Source organism: Pelagibacterium montanilacus, assembly GCF_003992665.1.
Lineage (GTDB): Bacteria > Pseudomonadota > Alphaproteobacteria > Rhizobiales > Devosiaceae > Pelagibacterium > Pelagibacterium montanilacus.
Genome location: NZ_RZMX01000059.1, coordinates 136,695 through 157,426 on the forward strand (window position 1 = coordinate 136,695; position 20,732 = coordinate 157,426).

19 protein-coding genes are annotated in these 20,732 nt (G+C 65.5%); 15 read left to right on the forward strand and 4 right to left on the reverse strand.

Features of this window, described 5'->3' with window-relative positions; genetic code table 11:
• The first annotated feature begins 116 nt into the window (after nt 1–116).
• The 5 genes from EO136_RS16660 to EO136_RS16680 all read left to right on the forward strand — a co-directional run bounded on the left by EO136_RS16660 (nt 117) and on the right by EO136_RS16680 (nt 5,220).
• The gene (locus EO136_RS16660) at nt 117–653 is read left to right on the forward strand and encodes a TRAP transporter small permease (protein ID WP_127145516.1); all 537 of its coding nucleotides are present in this window, start codon (nt 117–119) and stop codon (nt 651–653) included.
• Complete coding sequence (locus tag EO136_RS16665; protein ID WP_127145517.1) at nt 650–1,927, forward strand: TRAP transporter large permease; 1,278 nt, start codon at nt 650–652, stop codon at nt 1,925–1,927. Before EO136_RS16660 ends, EO136_RS16665 begins: the two co-directional genes overlap by 4 nt.
• A 61-nt stretch (nt 1,928–1,988) precedes the next feature.
• The gene (locus tag EO136_RS16670) at nt 1,989–2,993 is read left to right on the forward strand and encodes a TRAP transporter substrate-binding protein (RefSeq protein WP_127145518.1); all 1,005 of its coding nucleotides are present in this window, start codon (nt 1,989–1,991) and stop codon (nt 2,991–2,993) included.
• 122 nt (nt 2,994–3,115) lie between these two features.
• A complete protein-coding gene (locus EO136_RS16675; protein WP_127145519.1) occupies nt 3,116–4,336 on the forward strand; it encodes a mandelate racemase/muconate lactonizing enzyme family protein in 1,221 nt (406 codons plus the stop codon).
• Nucleotides 4,333–5,220: a DMT family transporter gene (locus tag EO136_RS16680; RefSeq protein ID WP_127145520.1), complete on the forward strand. Its 888-nt coding sequence runs from the start codon at nt 4,333–4,335 to the stop codon at nt 5,218–5,220. The genes EO136_RS16675 and EO136_RS16680 overlap by 4 nt, the downstream gene beginning before the upstream one ends.
• Before the next feature lie 27 nt (nt 5,221–5,247).
• On the opposite strand, the gene EO136_RS16685 is transcribed toward EO136_RS16680, so the two are convergent.
• The 3 genes from EO136_RS16685 to cdd are packed head-to-tail and all read right to left on the reverse strand — an operon-like array spanning nt 5,248 to nt 7,982.
• Nucleotides 5,248–6,003, reverse strand: a complete 756-nt coding sequence (locus tag EO136_RS16685; RefSeq protein WP_127145521.1) for a glutamine amidotransferase — start codon at nt 6,001–6,003, stop codon at nt 5,248–5,250.
• 7 nt (nt 6,004–6,010) lie between these two features.
• A complete protein-coding gene (locus EO136_RS16690) occupies nt 6,011–7,015 on the reverse strand; it encodes a LacI family DNA-binding transcriptional regulator (protein ID WP_127145522.1) in 1,005 nt (334 codons plus the stop codon).
• Nucleotides 6,999–7,982 carry a cytidine deaminase gene (gene cdd, locus EO136_RS16695; RefSeq protein WP_164730658.1) on the reverse strand — a complete coding sequence of 328 codons (984 nt, stop codon included), beginning with the start codon at nt 7,980–7,982 and terminating at the stop codon, nt 6,999–7,001. Before cdd ends, EO136_RS16690 begins: the two co-directional genes overlap by 17 nt.
• A gap of 158 nt (nt 7,983–8,140) precedes the next feature.
• Here cdd and EO136_RS16700 point away from each other — a divergent pair, with 158 nt between their 5' ends.
• From EO136_RS16700 to EO136_RS16730, 7 genes are read left to right on the forward strand one after another with little or no spacing between them, the layout of a single operon-like run.
• Nucleotides 8,141–9,484 (forward strand): amidohydrolase family protein, encoded by a 1,344-nt coding sequence (locus EO136_RS16700; protein WP_127145524.1) that lies wholly within the window; start codon nt 8,141–8,143, stop codon nt 9,482–9,484.
• The gene (locus EO136_RS16705; RefSeq protein WP_127145525.1) at nt 9,484–10,449 is read left to right on the forward strand and encodes a nucleoside hydrolase; all 966 of its coding nucleotides are present in this window, start codon (nt 9,484–9,486) and stop codon (nt 10,447–10,449) included. The genes EO136_RS16700 and EO136_RS16705 overlap by 1 nt, the downstream gene beginning before the upstream one ends.
• A gap of 16 nt (nt 10,450–10,465) precedes the next feature.
• Entirely contained in the window at nt 10,466–11,509 is a 1,044-nt protein-coding gene (locus EO136_RS16710) for a BMP family ABC transporter substrate-binding protein (protein WP_127145526.1), read from the forward strand.
• Between the two features lie 60 nt (nt 11,510–11,569).
• Entirely contained in the window at nt 11,570–13,114 is a 1,545-nt protein-coding gene (locus EO136_RS16715; RefSeq protein ID WP_127145527.1) for an ABC transporter ATP-binding protein, read from the forward strand.
• Nucleotides 13,111–14,217 (forward strand): ABC transporter permease, encoded by a 1,107-nt coding sequence (locus tag EO136_RS16720; RefSeq protein ID WP_127145528.1) that lies wholly within the window; start codon nt 13,111–13,113, stop codon nt 14,215–14,217. Before EO136_RS16715 ends, EO136_RS16720 begins: the two co-directional genes overlap by 4 nt.
• Nucleotides 14,214–15,164 (forward strand): ABC transporter permease, encoded by a 951-nt coding sequence (locus EO136_RS16725; protein WP_127145529.1) that lies wholly within the window; start codon nt 14,214–14,216, stop codon nt 15,162–15,164. The genes EO136_RS16720 and EO136_RS16725 overlap by 4 nt, the downstream gene beginning before the upstream one ends.
• On the forward strand, nt 15,161–17,023 hold the full coding sequence (locus EO136_RS16730; RefSeq protein WP_127145530.1) for an adenine deaminase: 1,863 nt from the start codon (nt 15,161–15,163) through the stop codon (nt 17,021–17,023). Before EO136_RS16725 ends, EO136_RS16730 begins: the two co-directional genes overlap by 4 nt.
• 3 nt (nt 17,024–17,026) lie before the next feature.
• Here EO136_RS16730 and EO136_RS16735 read toward each other — a convergent pair whose 3' ends face one another.
• On the reverse strand, nt 17,027–17,740 hold the full coding sequence (locus EO136_RS16735) for a fumarylacetoacetate hydrolase family protein (RefSeq protein WP_127145531.1): 714 nt from the start codon (nt 17,738–17,740) through the stop codon (nt 17,027–17,029).
• A 192-nt stretch (nt 17,741–17,932) separates the two neighbouring features.
• Between EO136_RS16735 and EO136_RS16740 the strand changes: the two genes are divergently transcribed.
• From EO136_RS16740 to EO136_RS16750, 3 genes are all read left to right on the forward strand, one after another.
• On the forward strand, nt 17,933–18,586 hold the full coding sequence (locus EO136_RS16740; protein ID WP_206513359.1) for a GntR family transcriptional regulator: 654 nt from the start codon (nt 17,933–17,935) through the stop codon (nt 18,584–18,586).
• 183 nt (nt 18,587–18,769) lie between these two features.
• Nucleotides 18,770–19,942, forward strand: coding sequence for a CaiB/BaiF CoA transferase family protein (locus EO136_RS16745; protein ID WP_206513367.1), 1,173 nt, complete (start codon nt 18,770–18,772; stop codon nt 19,940–19,942).
• A complete protein-coding gene (locus EO136_RS16750) occupies nt 19,939–20,712 on the forward strand; it encodes an enoyl-CoA hydratase/isomerase family protein (protein ID WP_127145534.1) in 774 nt (257 codons plus the stop codon). Before EO136_RS16745 ends, EO136_RS16750 begins: the two co-directional genes overlap by 4 nt.
• Nucleotides 20,713–20,732: the final 20 nt, after the last annotated feature.

The following is a 20,732-nucleotide window of genomic DNA, read 5'->3' on the forward strand; positions in this document are numbered from 1 at the left end:
GTCATCTGCCGCCTCAATGAGCGGACGGACGGGGCAAGCGACCCCGACAGTGGGAGGAGAAGGAATGCTGGCTTTGTCCTGCCTTTCGGCGCCTATGGCGATGCGGGAGCATCCCGATGGATAAGGCCGTGAACCTGCTCGTCCGGCTGGTCGAGATCGTGCTCGTTGCCCTTCTGGCCGGCATGGTCGCAATGGTTTTCCTCAACGTGGTGCTGCGCTACGGCTTCAACTCGGGGCTGAACTTCTCCGAGGAGATGTCGCGCTATTTCTTCGTGTGGCTGGCCTTCACCGGCGCCGTGCTCGCCTTCAACGAGCATTCCCACATCGGGGTCGAGACCATGGTCCGGCTCTTTGGCCGGCGCGGCCGCCTAGTGTGCATGCTCATCAGCAATCTCATCATTCTTCTTTGTGCTGCCGTCTTCTTCCACGGCACCTGGGTGCAGCACCCCATCAATGCGTCCTCGCGCGCGGCGGTCGTGGATATGTCGCTGATCTGGGTATACGGCATCGGCTATTTCACCTCGGCAGGCATCGCCCTGATTGCGGTGATCCGCGTCATCCGCATCCTCACCGGCAGGATGACCGACGCCGAGGTCGCCCGCTTTGCCGGCGAATTCGAAGAACCTGCTGCTGAAGCGGAGCGCGTCAAATGATTCTGGCGGTCTTCCTCGCCTCGCTGTTCGGCGCGCTTGCGCTCGGTGTTCCGGTAGCCTTCTCGCTGATGTTCACCGGTATCGTGCTCATGTGGCACATGGACATCTTCAATACCCAGATCGTCGCCCAGCAGATGATCACGGGGGCCAATACTTTCACCCTTCTGGCCATTCCCTTCTTCCTTCTGGCCGGCGAGCTGATGAACGCGGGCGGGCTCTCGCGCCGCATCGTCAACTTCGCCATTGCCTGCGTAGGGCACATCAGGGGCGGGCTGGGCATCGTGGCCATCATCGCCGCTGTCATCATGGCCTCGCTCTCGGGGTCTGCCGCCGCGGACTCCGCCGCGCTCGCCTCGATCCTCATCCCCATGATGCGCGAAGCCGGCTACAATGTGCCGCGCGCTGCGGGTCTGATGGCGGCAGGCGGCGTCATCGCGCCGGTCATTCCGCCCTCGATCGCCTTCATCATCTTCGGCGTCGCCGCCAACGTCTCGATCACGGGCCTGTTCATGGGCGGTATCGTGCCGGGCCTGATGATGGCGCTCTCGCTGGTCGCCATGTGGATGTTCGTGGCCCGCAAGGAGGACGTGAAGACCCTGCCCAAACGCTCGGGCAAGGAACGCCTCAAGGCCACCGCGCAGGCCGGCTGGGCGCTGATGATGCCCGTCATCATCCTCGGAGGCATCCGCTTCGGCGTCTTCACCCCCACCGAAGCAGCGGTGATCGCGGCGGTCTATGCGCTCTTTGTGGGCATGTTCGTCTATCGCGAGCTCAAGCTGGCCGATCTCTACCAGGTGTTCCTGAACGCGGCCAAGACCACGTCGGTGGTCCTGTTCCTCGTGGCGGCCGCGCTGGTCACCTCATGGCTGATCACCCGCGCCAACATTCCCGCCGAGATCGGCAATCTCGTCGAACCGCTGATCGACAATCCCAAGCTGCTTATGCTCGTCATCATCACGATCGTGTTCGTCCTTGGCACCGTGCTCGATCTCGCGCCCACGATCCTGATCCTGGCGCCCGTTCTCATGCCCATCGTGCGCATGGCCGAGATCGACCCGGTCTATTTCGGTGTCGTGTTCGTCATGACCACCTGCATCGGGCTGATGACGCCGCCTGTCGGGGTCGTGCTCAACGTCGTCAGCGGCGTTGCGCGCGTTCCGCTCGGCAAGGTGATCGGCGGGGTGATGCCCTTCCTGCTCGCGCAGGTCGTGGTGCTCATCCTGCTCATCATCTTCCCCGAACTTGTGACCGTCCCGCTTGAGTTCCTGCGCTGACGCGGGCCGGCATCCAAGAACCACCAACCACCAACCAGAAACTTCATTGGAGGAGCTAAAAATGAAAACCGTTATCGCAACTTCGCTGGCCGCCGTGCTGGCCGTCGGTGTGGCGCTTCCCGCCCACGCCCAGATCTCCGAGCGCACGATCACCGTGTCGAACGGCATCGCCGAGGATCATCCGGTCGGTGACGGCGTCGAAGTCATGCGCCAGTGCATGACCGATGCCACCGACGGCGCATGGGAACTCAACGCCTTCTGGAGCTCGGCTCTGGGCGACGACCTTCAGGCCACCCAGGCCTTGCGGTCGGGCACACAGGAAATGGTCGTGACCTCCACGTCCCCGATCACCGGCATCGAGCCGGCGCTCGGCGTGTTCGACCTGCCGTTCCTGTTCGCCAATGCCGAGGAAGCCGACGCAGTGCTGGACGGCGAATTCGGACAGTACATCTCCGACATGATGCCCGACTCCCAGCTCGTCAATCTCGCCTGGTGGGAAAACGGCTTCCGCAACCTCACCAACTCGGTGCGTCCGGTGGAGACCCTTGCCGATTTCGAGGGCCTTCGTGTCCGCGTCATGCAGAACAACATCTTCCTCGACACCTTCCAGACGCTGGGCGCCAACGCCACGCCGATGGCGTTCGGTGAAGTGTTCACTGCGCTCGAGACCCGCGCCATCGACGCTCAGGAAAACCCGTTCGTGACCATCGACACCTCGCAATTCTTCGAGGTTCAGGACTACCTCTCGGTCACCAACCACGCCTATACGCCGTTCATGGTGCTGTTCTCCAAGCCCATCTTCGACACCTATTCCGAAGAAGAGCAGCAGATTCTGATCGATTGCGCCGTCGAAGGGCGTGACGTCCAGCGTCAGGCCAGCCGCGAGTTATCCGAGCAGTCCCTGCAGCGCGTGATCGACGCCGGCATGGCAGTCAACGAACTCTCCGAAGAAGCGATGGCCGAGATCCGCGAAGCGACCGCAGCGGTCTATGATCGCCACGCTGAAGAGATCGGCGAAGAGACTGTCGAGCGCATGCTCGCCACCCTCGAAGACATCCGGAACTAGAACCGGGATCGCGACCATCCCGGAATCAGTTCCGCGATGACGTCGCGATGTCGCTCAGGCGGAGAGGGCGGGGTGTGCCAGACATGGCACACCCCGCCTGTTTGTGAATCAGGACTGCAAAAATGAAGATTGTATCCGTTGAAACCCTGCGCCTCAGGGAGTTCGCAAATCTCGTCTGGGTGCTCGTGCACACCGATGAGGGAATCACCGGTCTGGGCGAGACCTTCATGGGCGCCGCAGCCGTGGAGGCCTATATCCACGAAACCGTGGCGCCCAAGCTGGTTGGACGCGATCCGCTCCAGATCGAGGCGATCAACCGCGACCTTCTGGGCTATCTGGGCTGGCGCGGGGCAGGGGTGGAAACCCGCGGCAATTCCGCGGTCGACATCGCGCTCTGGGACATCTTCGGCAAGGCCATGAACGTACCGGTCTCGATCGCTCTCGGCGGGCAGAGCCGGCAGACCATACGCACCTATAACACCTGCGCGGGCTATCGCTATGTCCGGGATGCGCGCGCCCAGGCCGTCGCCAACTGGGGCGTGGGTCAGGCGGCTGCCGGCCCCTATGAGGATCTCGACGGCTTCCTCCACACCGCCGACGAGCTTGCCGATTCCTTGCTCGAGCAGGGCATCACCGGCATGAAGATCTGGCCCTTCGACATCGCCGCCGAGCGCACCCATGGGCTCGATATCTCCGCCGACGAGCTCCGTACCGCGCTGGTGCCCTTCGAGAAGATCCGCAAGGCGGTGGGCGACAAGATGGACATCATGGTCGAGTTCCACTCGCTCTGGCGCCTGCCGGCCGCCAAGCGCATCGCGCGGGCGCTCGCTGAATTCGACACCTATTGGCACGAGGACCCCGTCCGCATGGACAGCCTCGACGCTCTCAAATCCTATGCCGAGGATTCGCGCGCCATGGTCTGCGCGTCCGAGACCCTCGCTTATCCCCATGCCTTCCGCGACTATTTCGCGACCGGCGTGGCCGGCGTCGCCATGCTCGATCTGTCCTGGTGCGGCGGGCTCTCTGAGGCGCGCAAGATCGCCGGCATGGCCGAAGCCCACCAGATTCCCGTCGCGCCCCACGATTGCACCGGCCCCGTGGTCTTCATGGCCTCGTGCCAGTTCTCGCTGCACGCCCGCAATGCGCTGATCCAGGAATCGGTCCGGGCCTTTTATTCTGGCTGGTACACCGAACTGGTCACCGATCTGCCCCGCGTCGAGAACGGGCACATCACCTTGTCCGACGCGCCGGGGCTGGGCATCGCGCTGCTTCCCGAAAACTTCGAGCGCGCCGACGCCATCCGCAGGATATCCGATACCAAAAGGGAAGGAGAGACGATATGAGCGCTGGAGGCGCGAAGCTGACGACCATGTCCCCGACGCGGCTGGGCATTCTGGTCATGCTGTTGGGCATGTTCCTGTTCTCGCTCAACGACGCCATGGGCAAATGGCTGGTCTCGACCTATTCGGTCGGTCAGGTGCTCCTGCTGCGCTCCCTCGTCGCCATGGTCATCCTTCTGCCCTTCATCTGGAGCGTGGGGTTCAAGTCGCTCGTCGAGGTCGAACGCCCCCGCCTGCAGGCGGCCCGGGTGCTTTTCTCGTCGGCGGAAGTCTTCTGCTTTTACTGGGCGGTCTATTTCCTGCCCCTTGCCGACGTGATGACCTACTGGCTCGCCGCCCCCATCTACGTGGCCGCCATGTCGCCCTTCCTGCTCAAGGAAAAGGTCGGCATCGTGCGCTGGACGGCCATCGCCATCGGCTTTGCCGGCGTTCTGATCGCGCTTACCCCTTCCGGTGAGGTCCAGCCCATCGCCATCGTCGTGGCGGTTCTGGGCACGCTGTCCTTCGCCATGATCGTGATCACCGGGCGCACCCTGCGCAACACGCCCGACAAGACCCTGGTCTTCTGGCAGATCGCCGGCGCGGCGGGCATCGGGCTGGTTACCGCGCCCTTCGGATGGGTCACCCCGACCGGCCCCGATTTCCTGCTTCTGGGGCTTTTGGGCGTGGTCGCCATGCTGGCCCATATGTGCGTGAACCGTGCCGTCAAGCTGGCCGATGCCGCCGTGGTCGCCCCACTGCAATATACGCTGCTGCCCTGGGCCATCATCCTGGGCTATCTGTTCTTCGGTGACCTCCCGCGCCTCACCATGCTGGTCGGCGCCGCCATCATCGTGGCCTCGGGCCTGTTCATCTACTTCCGCGAACAACAGCTCAAGAAGCGCTGAAAACGCCTCGGGGCTCGGGGCCGGCGCTTAGCGCCGGCAGCCGGCCCAGTCCACGATCCCCGCCCACAGCGCACCGTAGCCGTCCCACTCCACAAAGCTCGGCGGCGCCCAGTGTGGTCCGCAATCGGAGGTGAAGGCCACCGAACGGCCCCGGCCATGGGTGCCGCAAACGATCAGCGGATCCTCGCCAACGCTGGCGACAACCGTCGCGCCGGGCTTGGGTGATACGCGGTTGTAACCCAGAAGGTCCGGCCAGGCGCCGGTGATCTTGGTCACCACAGGATGGGCCGGATCGCTGGCCACCGGCGCGATCCCGTTGGGGGTCTCGACCCGATCGTCATGGCGCGACAGCGTCACGGGCAGCGCCTCCTCGACCGGGCTGCCCGCATACTGGCCCTTGGCCTCGATCCCCTGGAACGTCAGGTAGCCGCCCACCATCACCAGCCCGCCGCCATTGGCCACATAGTCCCGGATCGTCTCCAGCCGGTTGGGCAGGGGCACCGAACGCACGAAGGTGTCCGGGTGCAGCAGCAGCGTATTCGCGCCGATGTCCGAGAGGATCACGCAGTCGAACCGCGCCAGTTCATCGGGCGTGTGGGGAAAATCCCGGGCCGCTATATGGGCCGGTTGATAGGCCACGTCCCAGCCCGCCGCCTCCAGCGCATCGCGCAGCCAGCCCACGCCCTCGGCGTATTCGGTGGTGGTAAAGCTGTCGAACCCCTTTTGGTGGATCGAATGCACGGTCCAGGATTCGCCGGCGATCAGGACGGAGGGTTTTGTCATTGCTGGTTCATCCTTTTGGTTGCGCGGCCGAATGCCGGATGACGAGTTCCACCGGCAGCCGGGTGAGGGAAGGAGGCGGGGCCTTGCCCGCGATCATCGCCATGATCTTCTCGACCGCCTGACGTCCCATCTCCGCGATAGGCTGGCGGACGCTGGTCAGGGCCGGATGGACGAGTTCGGCAAAGGGCATGTCGTCAAACCCGACCAGCGACAGATCGGTGGGCACCGAAAGCCCCATCCGCCGGGTGGCCTCGAGGATGCCGATGGCGATATAGTCCGAGCAGGCGAGGATGGCGCTGGGCCGGTCGGGCCCGGTCAGCAGGCGCTGGGCGGCCTCGTGCCCGAACGCGCGCGTATAGGCGCCCAGCAGCACCCAGTCAGGCCGGATCGGCAGGCCGCTCTCGGCCATGGCGCGCGCAAAGCCCTCGCGCCGCTCCTTTACCGAAAACAGCGTCTCCGGCCCCGAAACCAGTGCGATGTCGCGGTGCCCGGCATCAATCAGGTGCCTGGTGGCGAGATAGGCGCCCTGGGCGTTCTCCACAAAAATCCGCGGCACATCCACCCCGGGGATGTCTTCGTCAAGGATCACGACGTTCGAGCGCTTGCGCAACAGCGTGGCCAGCCGCCCGTCGTCGGGCTCGTTGGTCATCATGATCAGCCCGTCTACATGCTGGTCGCGCAGCCGGTTGATCGCCGCGATCTCGCGCTCGCGCGAACCCCGCGTGGACGAGATGTAGACCGCATAACCGTGCCGCTCGGCCTCCTGCTCGATCGCGGCGGCGAGTTCGGCAAAGAACGGGTTGGCGATCTCGGGGGTGACCAGCGCAATCGCCTCGGTCTTGCCCGTCGAGAGCCGCTTGGCCAGGAGGTTCGGCCGGTAGTCGAGCTTGGCGATGGCCGCGTCGATCCGGTCGGTTGTAATCTGGGGCAGCTCGATCCGGTTGTTGAGATAGCGCGACACCGCAGTGGGCGAAACCCCCGCCTCCCGCGCCACGTCACTGAGGGTGGCCATGCCCGCCCTCCTTGTTCCCGGCTGCGCCGCGTGACCATGCCAGGATCGATACACCCGCGTCGGGCGCCAGAGCACCCATAAGCTGGCGCGTGGCCGCTCCGTGGTCCACCGGCCCCGATGGGTCGGCCCCCACATGGACCTGCGCGATGTCCTCATAGTCATAACCATGGGCAACGAGCGCGATCAGCGCAGCCTGGATCGGCGTCATCGTCGGGTTGAACGCGACGCTTTCGATGGCCACCCCGCTCAACAGCGTTCCGTCGCGCATCTCGATAACCGCCGCCGCAGGCGCTTGCGAATAAGGCGTGTGACTTCGCGCCCCAGCCTCGAGCAGCGCATCGCGCACCGCGCCATCAACCGTCCATCCATGCGCGACCGGATGGGCCGAGGTCCGGCCGGGCACGGCCCCGCATCCGCCCAGATAGGCCGGATCGAAGGGCCAGGGGTAAAGATCGGCGAGCATCAGCCGATGCCCGAGCGGATCGATCAGCTCGATCTCGTCCCGCCAGTCGAATTCGCACAGATATTGCCGGCAATGGGCGCAGGGATGCGCCTCTGAAATTGCGATGCGCGCGAGCCTGTTGCCTCGGGCATAGGCGCGTGTGGCCACAAAGCCTTCCGCATGGATCGTCATGGCGATCGGTGCGCCGGGAAACTCGAGATTCCATCCCAGCACAAGGGCGCCCGTTTCGGCCTCCAGCCCCACCGCGCCCACGTGAAAGCCCGACAACGGAGGGGTGGCGCGCTCGGCGGCGAGGGCGACCAGATGGACCATCAACTGGTCCGTCGAGCCCAGGCCGAACCGCTCGACCAGTCCCTGCGCCGCCGCGCGTGGGATCACGCTGTCTGCATCCGTGGCAATATAGGGGGCCGCCGCGGCGCGAAGCGCCTCGCCGAATGCTGCCTCCCCGTCCTCGAAGCGCGTCCTTGCTTTTCGATCTGCAACAAAGGGGTTTCGGGAGCTCACCACGGCCCCCCTTGGGCAACCCGCCACCCCGATGCATGCAGAATGTGCATTTCCGTGTTGCGCTTATCGGCTGTGCATTTCTGGCAGGAATGCATTTGACATCGCCCGGAACCATGGTGTTAGATCGCTAAGTAAACCGCTTTACCAAGCGAGGTCAAATGGCATCTGTGCTCCTCAATAACGCGACGATCCTGACCGTCGACAGAGCTGGCACCGTGCTCGAAGGCGGGTGGATTTCCATTGCCGGGGGCCGGATCGCGGCGCTCGGGCCGGCTGGTTCGGCCCCCGCTCCTGAGGACTTCGACACCGTTCATGACCTCGATGGGCATCTGATCATGCCGGGCCTCGTCAACGCCCATACCCATGCCGCCATGATCCTCTTTCGCGGCCGCGCCGAGGGCCAGAGCCTCCTGACCATGGAAGGCTGGTACAACGCCATCCGCGAGCCCGAACTGGTCATGGAAGGGTCCGATGTGGGTCCTGCGGTCGAGCTGAGCTGTGCGGAAATGCTCCTCTCTGGCACCACCGCCTTTTGCGAACAGTACTTCTTCGCCTCCGAGATCACAGCCGCGGTCGCCCGGTCGGGCATGCGCGCGGTCATCGCCTACGGTATCGTCGAGCTGGGCGATGAAGCCCATGGCCTTGCCGAACTGGACAAGGCTCGCGCCTTCATCGGGCAGCAGCGGTCCTCCGATGGGCGGATCGTGCCCTGGATCGGCCCCCACGCGCCGTATGTCGACAATTCCGAGACCCTGCTCAAGGCCGAGATCGAGCTGGCCCGGGCCCATGGCTGCGGGCTGCACCTGCACATGGCCGCCGGCCCCGAGGACAACACTCAAACGCTGGAGCGCTATGGGCTGACTGCCACGCAGGCCCTCGAGCAGGACGGCTTTTTCTCGGTTCGCGTCCACGCGGCCCATTGCCTCGATCTCTCGCCCGAGGATATCGAGGTTTTCGCCCGTGCGCCGGCGGCCTCGGTTGCCTATTGCGCGTCCGCCGGCCTGCGCTCGGGCCGTGCGGGCATCTGCCCCGCGATTGCCTTGCGGGACAAGGGCGTCACGGTGGCGCTGGGCACCGACAACGTCGCGGCCAATAACGCCTATGACATGATTTCCGAAATGCGCGTCGCCGGACTCGTGGCCTCGCACCGGGAAAACCGGGCCCAGCCGATCTCGAGTGCCGATCTGGTGCGTATGGCCACCATCGAAGGCGCGCGCGCACTCGGGCTCGACGGGGAGACCGGGTCTCTCGAGGTCGGCAAGGCCGCCGACATCATTGCCATCGATCTGTCGGGCGCCGGGTATTCGGAAACCCCCGATATCGAAACCCTGCTCGTGTATTCCGGCTCGGGGCGCGATGTGCGCCACGTCTGGGTTGCCGGCGAGCAGCTCGTCGCCGATCGCAAGCTCGTGCGCAAGGATCTCGCCGAGATCCGGTCGGCCTATTCAACCACCTATGAAGCGTTCTGGACCCGCGTCGAAACCGCCAGAAAGGTCGCCTGATGGCCCCCAACCGGCTCATCCTCGATACCGATGGCGGGGTAGACGACGCCCAGGCCCTGCTCATGCTGCTGGCCAATGATCGCGCGCCCGACGCCATCACCACAGTGTTCGGCAATGTTGGCTGCGATGCGGCCACGCGCAACATCCTCGCCGTTCTGGCCGTGGCCGAAGCAGGGGATATTCCGGTCCATCAGGGCGCGCATGCGCCACTCGTCCAGCCGGTGATCGACGCCAGATACATTCACGGCGAGGACGGGCTGGGCGGCGCCCCCCGCCCGGCAAGCCTGCCAGAACTTCGGAGCGCCGATGCCATCGGATTTCTGCGCACGAGCTCCAGGGATGCCGCCGCGCGCGGCGAGAAGGTCGATATCCTGATGATCGGCCCGCTCACCAACCTCGCCACCGCGCTGCGGCTCGAGCCGTCCATCGTCTCGGGCATTGGCCGGCTCACCATCATGGGCGGGACGCTTCACGGCCGCGGCAACACCACCCCGGCGGCCGAGTTCAACATCTACGCCGACCCCGAATCCGCCGCCATCGTCTTTGAGGCCGATATCGAGACCCTCGTCGTCCCGTGGGAGCCGTGCGTCTCTCACTTCATGGACGGGCCGGACGTCGACGCCCTCCTGGGCCGCACGGCCAATAGCCCGCAAGCCGAGTTCTCCCGCGCCCTGGTCAGCCACGCGCGCAGCATCATTGCCGGCTATGGCGGGGGCGATGTCTTCCGCTTTGTCGATCCCCTGGCCGCGGCCGTGGTCATCGATCCCTCCATCGTCACCCGCGCCATCGAGGCGTCGGTCGCCGTGGTTCTCGCGCCGGGTCTCGCGCGCGGGATGACGCTCGTCGATCCGTCCGGACGGCTGGGAACGCCGCCCGTCACGCTTGTGGAAACCGCCCGGCTCGATCGGGTGGTGGAGTTCTATGCACACTCGATCGCCGACCGGAAACCAGCCCAACCCTTCTGACAGGAGCGCCAATACCATGACTTTCACCCTAGCACGCAGAGGTTTCGGCCTCGCTCTCGCCGCCGGACTTCTGACCTCCGTATCCGCAGGTGCGGTCCTCGCCCAGGAATACACCGAGGACAATCCGCTCAAGGTGGCGTTCGTCGTCCACGGCACGCTGGGCGACAAGAGCTTTTTGGACAGCGCCGCCGAGGGCCTGAACCGCGCCGCCGAAGAACTGCCCGTCACCGTCAACATCGTGGAAGCCGGGCTCGAGCGCTCGCGCTGGCAGCCTGCTCTGGCGGACGTCACCGACGGCGACTACGACGTGGTGATCGCCGGAACCTGGGAAATGCTCGGCTTCATGACCGATCTCGCCCCGGACTATCCGGAAAAGCAGTTCATCTTGTTCGATGATACGCCCGATTACACGGCCGGCGACTATTCCAACATCATGGGCATCCAGTATCAGGTGTCCGATGCGGCCTATCTCGCGGGCTACGCCGCGGCCAGCATTTCCGAGACCGGAGAGATCGGTCAGATTCTGGGCGTCGAAGGCCACACCATTCTGGAATTCGTCTACGGATTTGAACAGGGCGCTCTTGCCGCCGATCCCGACGTCGATCTCGTCCGCGCTGTGGCCGGCGACTTCACCGATCCGGCCCGCGGCAAGGAACTGGCGCTGGCCCAGTTCGCCCAGGGCACCGATATCGTCTTCCCCATCGCTGGCGGAACAGGGATCGGCGCTTTGCAGGCGGCCCGCGACGAAGGCAAGCTCGCCATCGGTGTGGACAGTGATCAGGCCACCATCTTTGCCGACACCGACCAGGCCCAGGCCGACGTGATCTTCACCTCCGTGGAAAAGAAGATCGGCGATTCGCTTTACACCGCCCTCGAGCAGACCATCGAGGGAACCGCCACATATGGCGAAACCCTCCTGCTTGGCCTTGCCGATGGCGCCGTGGGCATCTCCAAGAATGCCCAGTACGAGGCCATCGTCCCCGAGGACGTCCGGGCCGAGATCGAGGAGATCGAGCAGCAGATCATCGCCGGCGACATCGAAGTCGACTCTGCGATGTAACGCCCAAAGGGGGGTGCCGGGCAGGTCCGGCGCCCCCGCTCCTATCGGGAGGCACTGCCCATGCCGCCGTTGCTCCAGGCCGAGTCCATAACCCGGATCTATCCGGGCGGCACCGTCGCCAATGACGGGGTCTCGCTCAGCGTTGGTGCCGGCGAGATCCATGCCGTGGTCGGCGAGAACGGCGCGGGCAAGTCCACGCTGATGAAGATCCTGTTCGGGCTCGAACAGCCAGACGCCGGCCAGTTGCGGCTGGAGGGAAAGCCCATTGCCTTTGCCAATCCGCGCGAGGCGATCGATGCGGGCATCGGCATGGTGTTCCAGCATTTCTCTCTCGTGCCCTCCTTCACGGTCTATGAGAACGTCGCCCTGGGATCCGAACCGCGCTCCGGCATCCGCTTTGACCGCGAAAAGGCCATCGCCCAGGTGCGCGCGCTCTCCGATCAGTTCAAGCTGCGCGTCGATCCGCTCGCACGGGTTTCCAATCTCCCCGTGGGCCAGCAGCAGCGCGTCGAGATTTTGAAGGCCCTTTATCGCGACGCCCGCATCCTCATTCTCGACGAACCCACCGCCGTGCTCGCCCCCCAGGAGGTCGAGGAACTGTTCGTGGCTATCCGCGCGCTCGTCGCCCAGGGCCGCACGGTCATCTTCATTGCCCACAAGCTGCCCGAAGTACTCGCCATATCGGACCGGATCACCGTCATGCGCGCCGGCCGCACGGTCGGCGAGGTCGCCACCAGCGAGGTCACCGAAAAGGAGCTCGCCACGCTGATGGTCGGCCGCGAGGTGAGCCTTGGCGTCGAGAGGAGCCAGTCCGACGGCGGCCGCGCCTGCGAGATCGATACCGTCTCGATCCAGTCCGAAGCCGGCGTTTCTCTCGCCACGGACCTGAGTCTGAACGTTTATGCCGGAGAGGTCGTCGGTCTCGTGGGCGTGGAGGGAAACGGGCAGGCCGAACTGCTCGAGGCGGTGGCAGGGCTTCGCTCCGTCACCTCGGGCGAAATCCGCCTCAAGGGCGAAAACATCGTCCCGCTCGGCGTGCTCGATCGCCGGGGCAGGGGCGTTGCCTCCATTCCCGAGGACCGGCTGGCTGAAGGGCTCGCCCCGGGCGCCACGGTCGCCGAAAATCTCGTGGCCACGCGCCTGGGCGATCCGCGCTTCGTGCGCCGCGGCGTGCTCGACCTCAAGGCGATCAGAGCCAACGCAATTGCCCTGATCGACCGGTTCTCGATCCGCGTCGGCGGTCCGGCCTTCGCGGTGGGCACGCTTTCGGGCGGCAACATGCAGAAGGTCGTGGTCGCCCGCGAGCTTGCCGAGCAGCCCGAACTGTTGCTGGTCAACCAGCCCACCCGCGGCGTGGATCTGGGGGCCACCCAGTTCATCTGGGCCTCGATCACCAGGGCGCGCGATGCCGGGGCGGCGGTGCTGCTCAGTTCGGCGGACCTCTCCGAGCTTCTGGCCCTCTCGGACCGGCTCGTTGTATTCTACCGCGGCCGCATCGTCGCCGCGTTCATCAACTCCGGGGATCTGAGCGCCGAAACCCTCGGCGCCTTCATGCTCGGGCTCGAAACCCAGGACGAGACGACGATGAAGGCAGCCCTGCGATGACCGCTTCAGCCTCGCGCCCGGACAGGTTCAAGGTCTTTCGCGCCGAACTGGGCCGCGCCCTCGTGGCGCTGGCAATGGCACTGGCTGTAGCCTTCCTCATCATCCTCGGCACATCGGCCGACCCCTGGCAGGCGTTTTCCACGCTGGTGACTTCGCCCCTATCGAGCAACCGCACCATCGGGCTGTGGGTGGACGACGTTGCCAAGCTCACGCTCACCGGCATCGCCTTCAGCCTCGTGTTCCAGGCGCGACAGTTCGCGCTGGGGGTTCAGGGCCAGGTCTATCTGGGCGGGCTGTGCGCCACGCTGGTGGCCATGTCGCCCATCGGCACCACCTTTGCCGCCATTCCGCTCGCCATCATCGCCGCTATGATTGCGGGCGCGGCCTACGGGTTCATCCCGGGCTATGCCAAGGCCCGGTTCGGCGCCAGCGAGATCGTGTCCTCGCTCATGCTCAACTACATTGCCATACTGGTGGTCAACTACATGGTGCGCGCTCATCTGGCCCCGCCCAATACCGGCCAGCTGATGACCGCACGTTTTCCCGAAACCGCGGTCTTTCCGGCCATCATCCCGGGCACCCGGTTCGATCTGGGCATCGTCATTGCACTCGTGACCGTCGCCATCGTCTGGTTCGCGCTCTACCGCACGGCGTGGGGCCTCAAACTGCGCCTCGTGGGGCACAATCCCCGCTTTGCCGAATATGCCGGCATCAAGGCCAATTTCATCATGGTCAGCGCCATGACCGCCGCCGGCGCCGTCGGTGGGTTGCTGGGTGCGGTGTTTGTCCAGGGCCGCGCCTTCGGCCAGCTCGCCATCGACTTCGACGGCAACCTGGCCTTTGAGGGCATCCTCGTGGCCATCGTCGCGCGCAACCGCCCGCTGGCCGTGCCCTTCGTCGCGCTCGCCTATGGCTATCTGCGCCAGGGCGCCCAGCTCATGGGCTTCCGCTCGGACGTGCCCAGCGAAATGATCGCGGTCGTCCAGGCGCTCGTCATCCTTCTGGTGGCCTCGTCCTTCACCCTCCCCGGACGGCGGTTCATCGCCCGCCTCCTGGGGCGCGGCGAGGCCGACCCCTCCACCGCCGCGGGAGGCTCCCGATGATCGACCTTCTGCTGGCCGTCTTTTCGACCACCTTCCTGTTCACCGTCATCCGGACGACGACGCCGCTCTTGCTCGCCACGCTGGGCGGGCTGCTGTCCGATCTGGGCGGTGCGCTCAATGTCGCGCTCGAGGGCATGATGCTGATCGCCGCGCTCACCGCGGTCATCGTCTCGGTCTATGCGCCCTGGTATGTAGCCGTCCTTTCCGGGCTCTTTGCCGGGGCCCTGCTCGGGGCGCTCATGGCGCTTTTCCATCTGCGCTTTAAGGCCGACATCATTCTCGTGGGCTTTGCGGTCAATATTCTCGCGGTCGGCGGCACGGTGTTTGCGCTGGCCATGGCGACGGGCGGAGACAAGGGCACCTCGATCAACCTGCCCTCAAAGGCGATCCCCGCCATTCACCTGCCGTTCCTCGAAGCCATTCCCCTCGTGGGGCCTGTGCTGTTCCAGCTGTTTTCCGGACACTCCACGCTCACCTGGTTTGCCGGCTTCGCGGTCTTTGGTGTCTGGTACGTCCTTTATCGCACGCCCTATGGGCTCTGGCTGCGCGGCGTTGGGGAATATCCCACCGCGCCCGAAGCGGCCGGCATTCCCGTCAACAAGGTCCGCTTGTGGTCGCTGATCGGCTCGGGCGCCTTTGCCGGGCTCGCGGGCGCTCAGCTCGCCATGTTCAACTATGTCGGCTTTACCCGCGACATGACCGCGGGCCGGGGCTTCATCGCGCTGGGCGCGGTGCTGCTCGGCGCCCGCCATCCGGTGGGAGCGCTGCTGGCTGCCCTTCTGTTCGGCTTTTTCGAAGCGCTGGCCATCGTCATGCCCAACCACGTCCGCTGGATGCCCGGCGAAATGATCCAGACCATCCCCTTCGTCGTGACCGTCATCGCGCTGATCCTGTTTTCCTATCGAAGCCGGCGCGCCAGCCAGCTCAAGACCCTGACCCGGATATGAGCGCGCCCGACGATCTCGTGCTCGACCCCTCCGACGAGGTCGCCATCCGCCAGGCTCTGCTGAGCGTGGCTTTGGGCCGCGCGCCCGCCGACCGGGTGATCGAGGTCGGGCGGCTTTTTTCGAGCTATACCGGCCATTGGCTGGACGATCAGGAGATCGTGGTCTCGGGTCGCCGCATCGCCTATGTGGGCCCGCGCGGCAGCTATCGGGGCGAGGCGCGTGAACGGGTCTCCCATCCGGGCCTCTCGGCTGTCCCCGGCTTCGGAGAAGTCCACAAGCACATCGAATCCACCCATCTCACGCCCGAATACGAGGCCGAACTGGTCCTGCCGCGCGGCAACACCTGGACCTGCGAGGCGAGCCACGAATTCGGCAATGTCGATGGCGCCCGCAACATCGAGTTCTGGCAAAAGGCCCGTCTGGCAGGCTCCCCGCTCAAGGTGTTCATCCAGCCCGGCTCTGCGGTGCCCCCCAGCGCCTGGGAGCACACGGGGGGCCACTATCGCGGCTCCGATCAGGCCGGCTTCCTTGCCTCGCACCTCTCGGTGACCGGGCTGGACGAGGTCATGGACTGGCCGGCCGTCTCCGATCCGGCCAACCCGGGCTATACCCGCATGTGGGAGATGATCGGCGCCACATTCGCCAATCGCGGCGTGGTCGAAGGCCATGGCTCGGGTCTTGTCGATCCCCATGACATCTCCGCCTTCGCAGCCGCGGGCCTTGCGTCCGACCACGAGGTCTGGGCGCTCGATGAAGCCTGGGACCGGCTCATGGCCGGCATCTTCGTGGAGCTGCGCCCCTTCTCCTATGGCATGATCATTCCCGGCCTGATTGAGCGCGGGCTCACCGACTGGTCCAACATCGCGTTCACCACCGACGACCGCACTGCCACCGAAACCCTGGAACTGGGCGCCGCCGATCACAATGTCCGGCACGCTATCGCCCATGGGCTCGACCCTGAAACCGCCCTGCGCTGCGCCACCATCAACCCCGCGCGCCACATGCGGATCGCCCAATGGGTCGGCTCCATCGCGCCGGGGCGCTATGCCGACATCGTCCTGCTCGAGGACGTGCCCTCCGTGTCGATCGCCCATGTCTATGCCGATGGCGAGCGGGTCTCGGACGGCAAGCGTTACGTCGGCCCGGGCGCGCGCGTCGACTGGCCCGGCTGGGCGACCGGCACGATAAATCTGGGCCGAACGCTGGCGGCCTCGGATTTCGCGATTCCCGCCGCGCTGGGCCGTAAGACCATGAACGCCGCGGTCCTGCGTCCCTTCCACTGGAACGAAGATTTTCTCATCGAGGAACTGGCCGTTGCCGATGGCGGGGTTCAGCGCGATCCCGCCCGCAAGATCACCAAATGGGCGGTCGTTGATCGCTACAGTGGCAGGGGCGAAGTGGCCAGGATGTTCTGGACCGGATGCGGTCCGGCCGATCCCGATACCGCGCTTGCCTGCTCGGTCGCCCATGACAGCCATAATATCTGGGCCGTCGGCTCATCCGACGCCGCCATGGCCATGGCCGTCAATCGGCTGGGCGAGATCGATGGCGGCTGGGCGCTGGTCCACCGGGGCGAACTGGTTGCCGATGTTGCCCTCGAGGTCGGCGGGCTGATGACGGCGCGCCCCGCCGAAGCCTTCGCCGCATCGATGCAGGCCTTCTACGCCGCTGCCGCCCATGTCGAATGGATGTTCGAGCCCTCGGCGCTCAGTCTCTGGACGCCGGGCTTCCCCGAATTCCTCAAGTTCGCAACCCTAACCTGCTCGCCCTGGCGCTGGGTGCTGGTGGCGCCCCGACCCGAGATTCCCCAAGGCTTCGTCAACGTGCAGACGGGAGAAACCCGCCCGGTCGTCTGGTAGGGGTCAGATCACCGTCACCGCGAGCGCGCCCACGCCCTCGATCGTGCCCTCGAGCCGATCGCCGCGCTGGACAGGCCCCACCCCCGCCGGCGTGCCGGTGAGAATCAGGTCGCCCGCCTTGAGCTCGAAATACTGCGAGAGAATGGCGATCATCTCGGGCACCTTCCAGATCATCTGGTTGAGGTCGCCCTGCTGGCGCACCTCGCCATTGACCTTGAGCACCACCGCGCCGTGCTCGGGATGGCCGATCAGGCTCGCAGGCACCAGCACCCCGCAGGGGGCCGAATCGTCGAAGGACTTCGCGACCTCCCAGGGCCGTCCGGCCTTCTTGGCCTCCGCCTGCAAATCACGGCGCGTCATGTCCAGCCCCACGCCATAGCCAAAAACGTGATCGAGCGCGTCCGCGACCGCGATGTCGCGCCCGCCCTTGCCCAGCGCCACCACCATCTCGATCTCGTGGTGCACGTCGGCCGTCTTGGGCGGGTAGGGGAACTGCCCGTCGCTGCGCGCCGCCCCGGCATGCTTGAAAAAGAAGAACGGGTGCTCCTTGTCCGGATCGTGCCCCATCTCCACCGAATGGGCCGCATAATTGCGCCCGATGCAGAACAGCCGGTTGACCGGAAAGACCGCCTCGCTGTCCTCGATGGCCAGCGTCGTGCGCTCGGTGGGGTCGATCACGAATTGGGCCGCGTTCGTTGTTCCCTGTGTCTGGCTCAATTAAGTGTCCCTTTGTTCGCCCCACGGTGGGCCGCAGCATCGGTGCCCCGTGGCCCGGCGTCAATCTGCAAAAGGGTGAACCGTCCCGCACGCGCATATTGAAAATTCGCGCTTGCATCGCGTTCCATAACGTATACATTAATGGATATGGATGTTTTGGCAAAACGAGATATTGGCAGAAATGGCGAGGCGATGTCCTCGACCGCGGCAGCCTATGCCGCCATCAAGCGCAAGATTCTGGACAATGAATATGCTCCGGGCATGCAGGTGACCGAGAAGGTTCTGGCCGACACCCACGGCATCTCCCGCACCCCGGTGCGCGAGGCGCTGGTGCGGCTCTCCCAGGAGGGGCTGGCCGAGATCGTGCCGCGCCACGGCATGCGCGTCTTGCCGGTTTCGCTCCAGGACATGAAGGAAATCTACGAGGTCCTTGTCAGCCTCGAGCCCATGGCCACCGAACTGCTGGCCCTCAGCCGGCCCTCGCGCGCCGAGGTGGCCCTGCTGGTCGAAGCCTGCGACGAGATGGAATCCGCGCTCGAGCGCGACGATCTCGAGACCTGGGCCAAGGCGGACGAAAAGTTTCACTTCGCCCTCGTGCAGCAATGCGGCAATCGCCGTCTCGCCGGCATGGTCATGGGCGTGTGGGAGCAGTCGCACCGGGCGCGCATGTTCACGCTCCGGCTGCGGCCCAAGCCGGTCGACTCGACCCGCGAACACCGCGCGGTCGTTGAGGCCATACTGGAGGGAGACGCCGCGCTGGCGCGCGAGCTCTACCGCCAGCACAGAAGCAAGGCCGCCAAGGCCATGATTTCGATCATCGAGAGAACGGGAATGACGCAGCTCTAGCAAGGTTCTGCGTTGGCAGTAACGGAGGAGCCCGAGGGAGGATCGGGAGCCTTCCGGAGGAGAAACAGCGATGCACAGCGCGATTTTGGCGCCGCGACACCCTCGCGGCGAACGGGAGAGGTTTGCCTTGAACACGGACGGAAACAGTGAGGTGTGCCGGTGAGCGGACTGCCTCTGGAGGGAATGCGGGTGCTCGATGTCAGCCAGGTCATGGCCGGCCCGTTCTGCTGCATGATGCTGGGTGACATGGGCGCCGACATCATCAAGGTCGAGCCGCCCGAAACCGGCGACCAGACCCGCCGCGCCATGGGCTTCCGCCTCAACAGCGACGACAGCCCCGGGTTCCTCGCGCTCAACCGCAACAAGCGATCCATCGAGATCAACCTCAAATCCGAGGCCGGCCGCGAGGTGTTCTACAAGCTCGTCGAAACCGCCGACGTCTTGGTCGAGAACAACCGCCCCGGCGTCGCCAAGCGCCTCAAAATCGATTACGACACCCTGCGTGCCATCAATCCCGGGCTCATCTACGCCTCGATATCCGGCTTCGGCCAGACCGGGCCTTACGCCCAGCGCCCCGGCTTCGATCTCATCGCCCAGGCCATGTCCGGCGTGCTCAGCGCCACGGGCACGCCCGATGGCGAACCGGTAAAATGCAGCGTTCCGGTCGCCGATCTCGGCGCGGGGCTCTTTTCCATCTACGCGATCCTGAGCGCCTATATCGGGCGCCAGAAGTCCGGCGAAGGCCAGTATATCGACGCCTCGCTCATCGAAGCGGCCATGGCGCTTTCGGTCTGGGAGGTCACCGAATACTGGGGCACGGGCAAGATCCCAAAACCCATCGGCACCGCCAACCGCATGAGCGCGCCCTATCAGGCGGTCAAGGCCGCCGACGGTTATCTCGTCGTCGGCGCGGCCAACCAGAAGCTCTGGGAAGCCTTCTGCACCGTGCTGGGCCGTCCCGAGCTCTTTGCCGATCCGCGCTTTGTCTCCAATGTCGAACGGTTGGGCAACCGCGCCGAACTGATGGCCGAATTCGAGCCGATCTTTCTCTCCAACACCGTCGAGCACTGGGTCGACGCCCTGCTCGAAGCGGGCGTTCCCGCCGCCCCGGTCCACAATTTCGCTCAGTCGCTGGGCAGCGAACACGCCAAGGCGCGCAACATGGTCATGGAGATCGACCACCCCGCCGAGGGCTCGATCAAGGCGCTGGGCTTTCCCGTCAAGATGGGCGGCACCCCCCAGCAGGTGCGGTTCCCGCCCCCCATGCTGGGCGAGCACACCGCCGACATCCTTGCCGAAATCGGCATGAGCGCCGAGTTCGAGGCCCTCTCGGGCCGCGGAGCCTTCTCCAAATGAGCGCCGGCGCCGTCACCCTCGCTGTGGATGGGCCCGTGGCCCGGATCGTCTTTGACCGGCCAGAGGCGCGCAACGCCATGACCTGGGAGATGTACGAAGAGCTCGGCGCCGCCTGCGACACCATCGCGGCCAACCGCGATATCCGCTGCGCGGTGCTGCGCGGGGCAGGGGGCAAGGCTTTCGTCGCCGGCACCGACATCGCGCGATTCACCGCCTTTGAGGGCGCCGAAGATGGTCTGCGCTACGAGCGGGAGATGGAAGCCATCCTCGCCAAACTCGCGGACCTTTCGGTCCCCACCCTCGCGGTGGTCGAGGGCTGGGCGGTTGGGGGCGGGCTGGCGCTCTCCGCGCTGTGCGACGTGCGCATCGCGACCCCCGAGGCGCGCTTTGGCCTGCCCATCGCCCGCACCCTGGGCAATTGCATTTCGATTGCCAACATCGCGCGGCTCTCGGCGCTTCTGGGCCCCGCCCGCGTCCAGCGCCTCATCGTTCTGGCCGAGATGCTGACCGCCGATGAACTGCACCGCTCGGGCTTTCTGGCCGAACTCGTCGCGCCCGAGGCGCTCGAGGGCCGGGTCGAGGAAATCATCGGGACCATCCTGTCCCACGCGCCGCTCACCATGCGCGCGATCAAGACCGGCATGGCACGCCTTGCGGCGCCCATGCCCGAGGATTCCGATCTCGTGGCGCTCTGCTATGGCAGCCGCGATTTTCGGGAAGGCGTTTCGGCATTCATCGGCAAGGCGAAACCGCATTGGACCGGTGAATAGCGGAAAGGGTGCCGGCGCAC

Coding starts and splice junctions, on each gene's coding strand:
- EO136_RS16660 (WP_127145516.1), top strand. CDS start 117: ATGGATAAGGCCGTGAACCTGCTCGTCCGGCTGGTCGAGATCGTGCTC.
- EO136_RS16665 (WP_127145517.1), top strand. CDS start 650: ATGATTCTGGCGGTCTTCCTCGCCTCGCTGTTCGGCGCGCTTGCGCTC.
- EO136_RS16670 (WP_127145518.1), top strand. CDS start 1,989: ATGAAAACCGTTATCGCAACTTCGCTGGCCGCCGTGCTGGCCGTCGGT.
- EO136_RS16675 (WP_127145519.1), top strand. CDS start 3,116: ATGAAGATTGTATCCGTTGAAACCCTGCGCCTCAGGGAGTTCGCAAAT.
- EO136_RS16680 (WP_127145520.1), top strand. CDS start 4,333: ATGAGCGCTGGAGGCGCGAAGCTGACGACCATGTCCCCGACGCGGCTG.
- EO136_RS16685 (WP_127145521.1), bottom strand. CDS start 6,003: ATGACAAAACCCTCCGTCCTGATCGCCGGCGAATCCTGGACCGTGCAT.
- EO136_RS16690 (WP_127145522.1), bottom strand. CDS start 7,015: ATGGCCACCCTCAGTGACGTGGCGCGGGAGGCGGGGGTTTCGCCCACT.
- EO136_RS16700 (WP_127145524.1), top strand. CDS start 8,141: ATGGCATCTGTGCTCCTCAATAACGCGACGATCCTGACCGTCGACAGA.
- EO136_RS16705 (WP_127145525.1), top strand. CDS start 9,484: ATGGCCCCCAACCGGCTCATCCTCGATACCGATGGCGGGGTAGACGAC.
- EO136_RS16710 (WP_127145526.1), top strand. CDS start 10,466: ATGACTTTCACCCTAGCACGCAGAGGTTTCGGCCTCGCTCTCGCCGCC.
- EO136_RS16715 (WP_127145527.1), top strand. CDS start 11,570: ATGCCGCCGTTGCTCCAGGCCGAGTCCATAACCCGGATCTATCCGGGC.
- EO136_RS16720 (WP_127145528.1), top strand. CDS start 13,111: ATGACCGCTTCAGCCTCGCGCCCGGACAGGTTCAAGGTCTTTCGCGCC.
- EO136_RS16725 (WP_127145529.1), top strand. CDS start 14,214: ATGATCGACCTTCTGCTGGCCGTCTTTTCGACCACCTTCCTGTTCACC.
- EO136_RS16730 (WP_127145530.1), top strand. CDS start 15,161: ATGAGCGCGCCCGACGATCTCGTGCTCGACCCCTCCGACGAGGTCGCC.
- EO136_RS16740 (WP_206513359.1), top strand. CDS start 17,933: ATGTCCTCGACCGCGGCAGCCTATGCCGCCATCAAGCGCAAGATTCTG.
- EO136_RS16745 (WP_206513367.1), top strand. CDS start 18,770: ATGCGGGTGCTCGATGTCAGCCAGGTCATGGCCGGCCCGTTCTGCTGC.
- EO136_RS16750 (WP_127145534.1), top strand. CDS start 19,939: ATGAGCGCCGGCGCCGTCACCCTCGCTGTGGATGGGCCCGTGGCCCGG.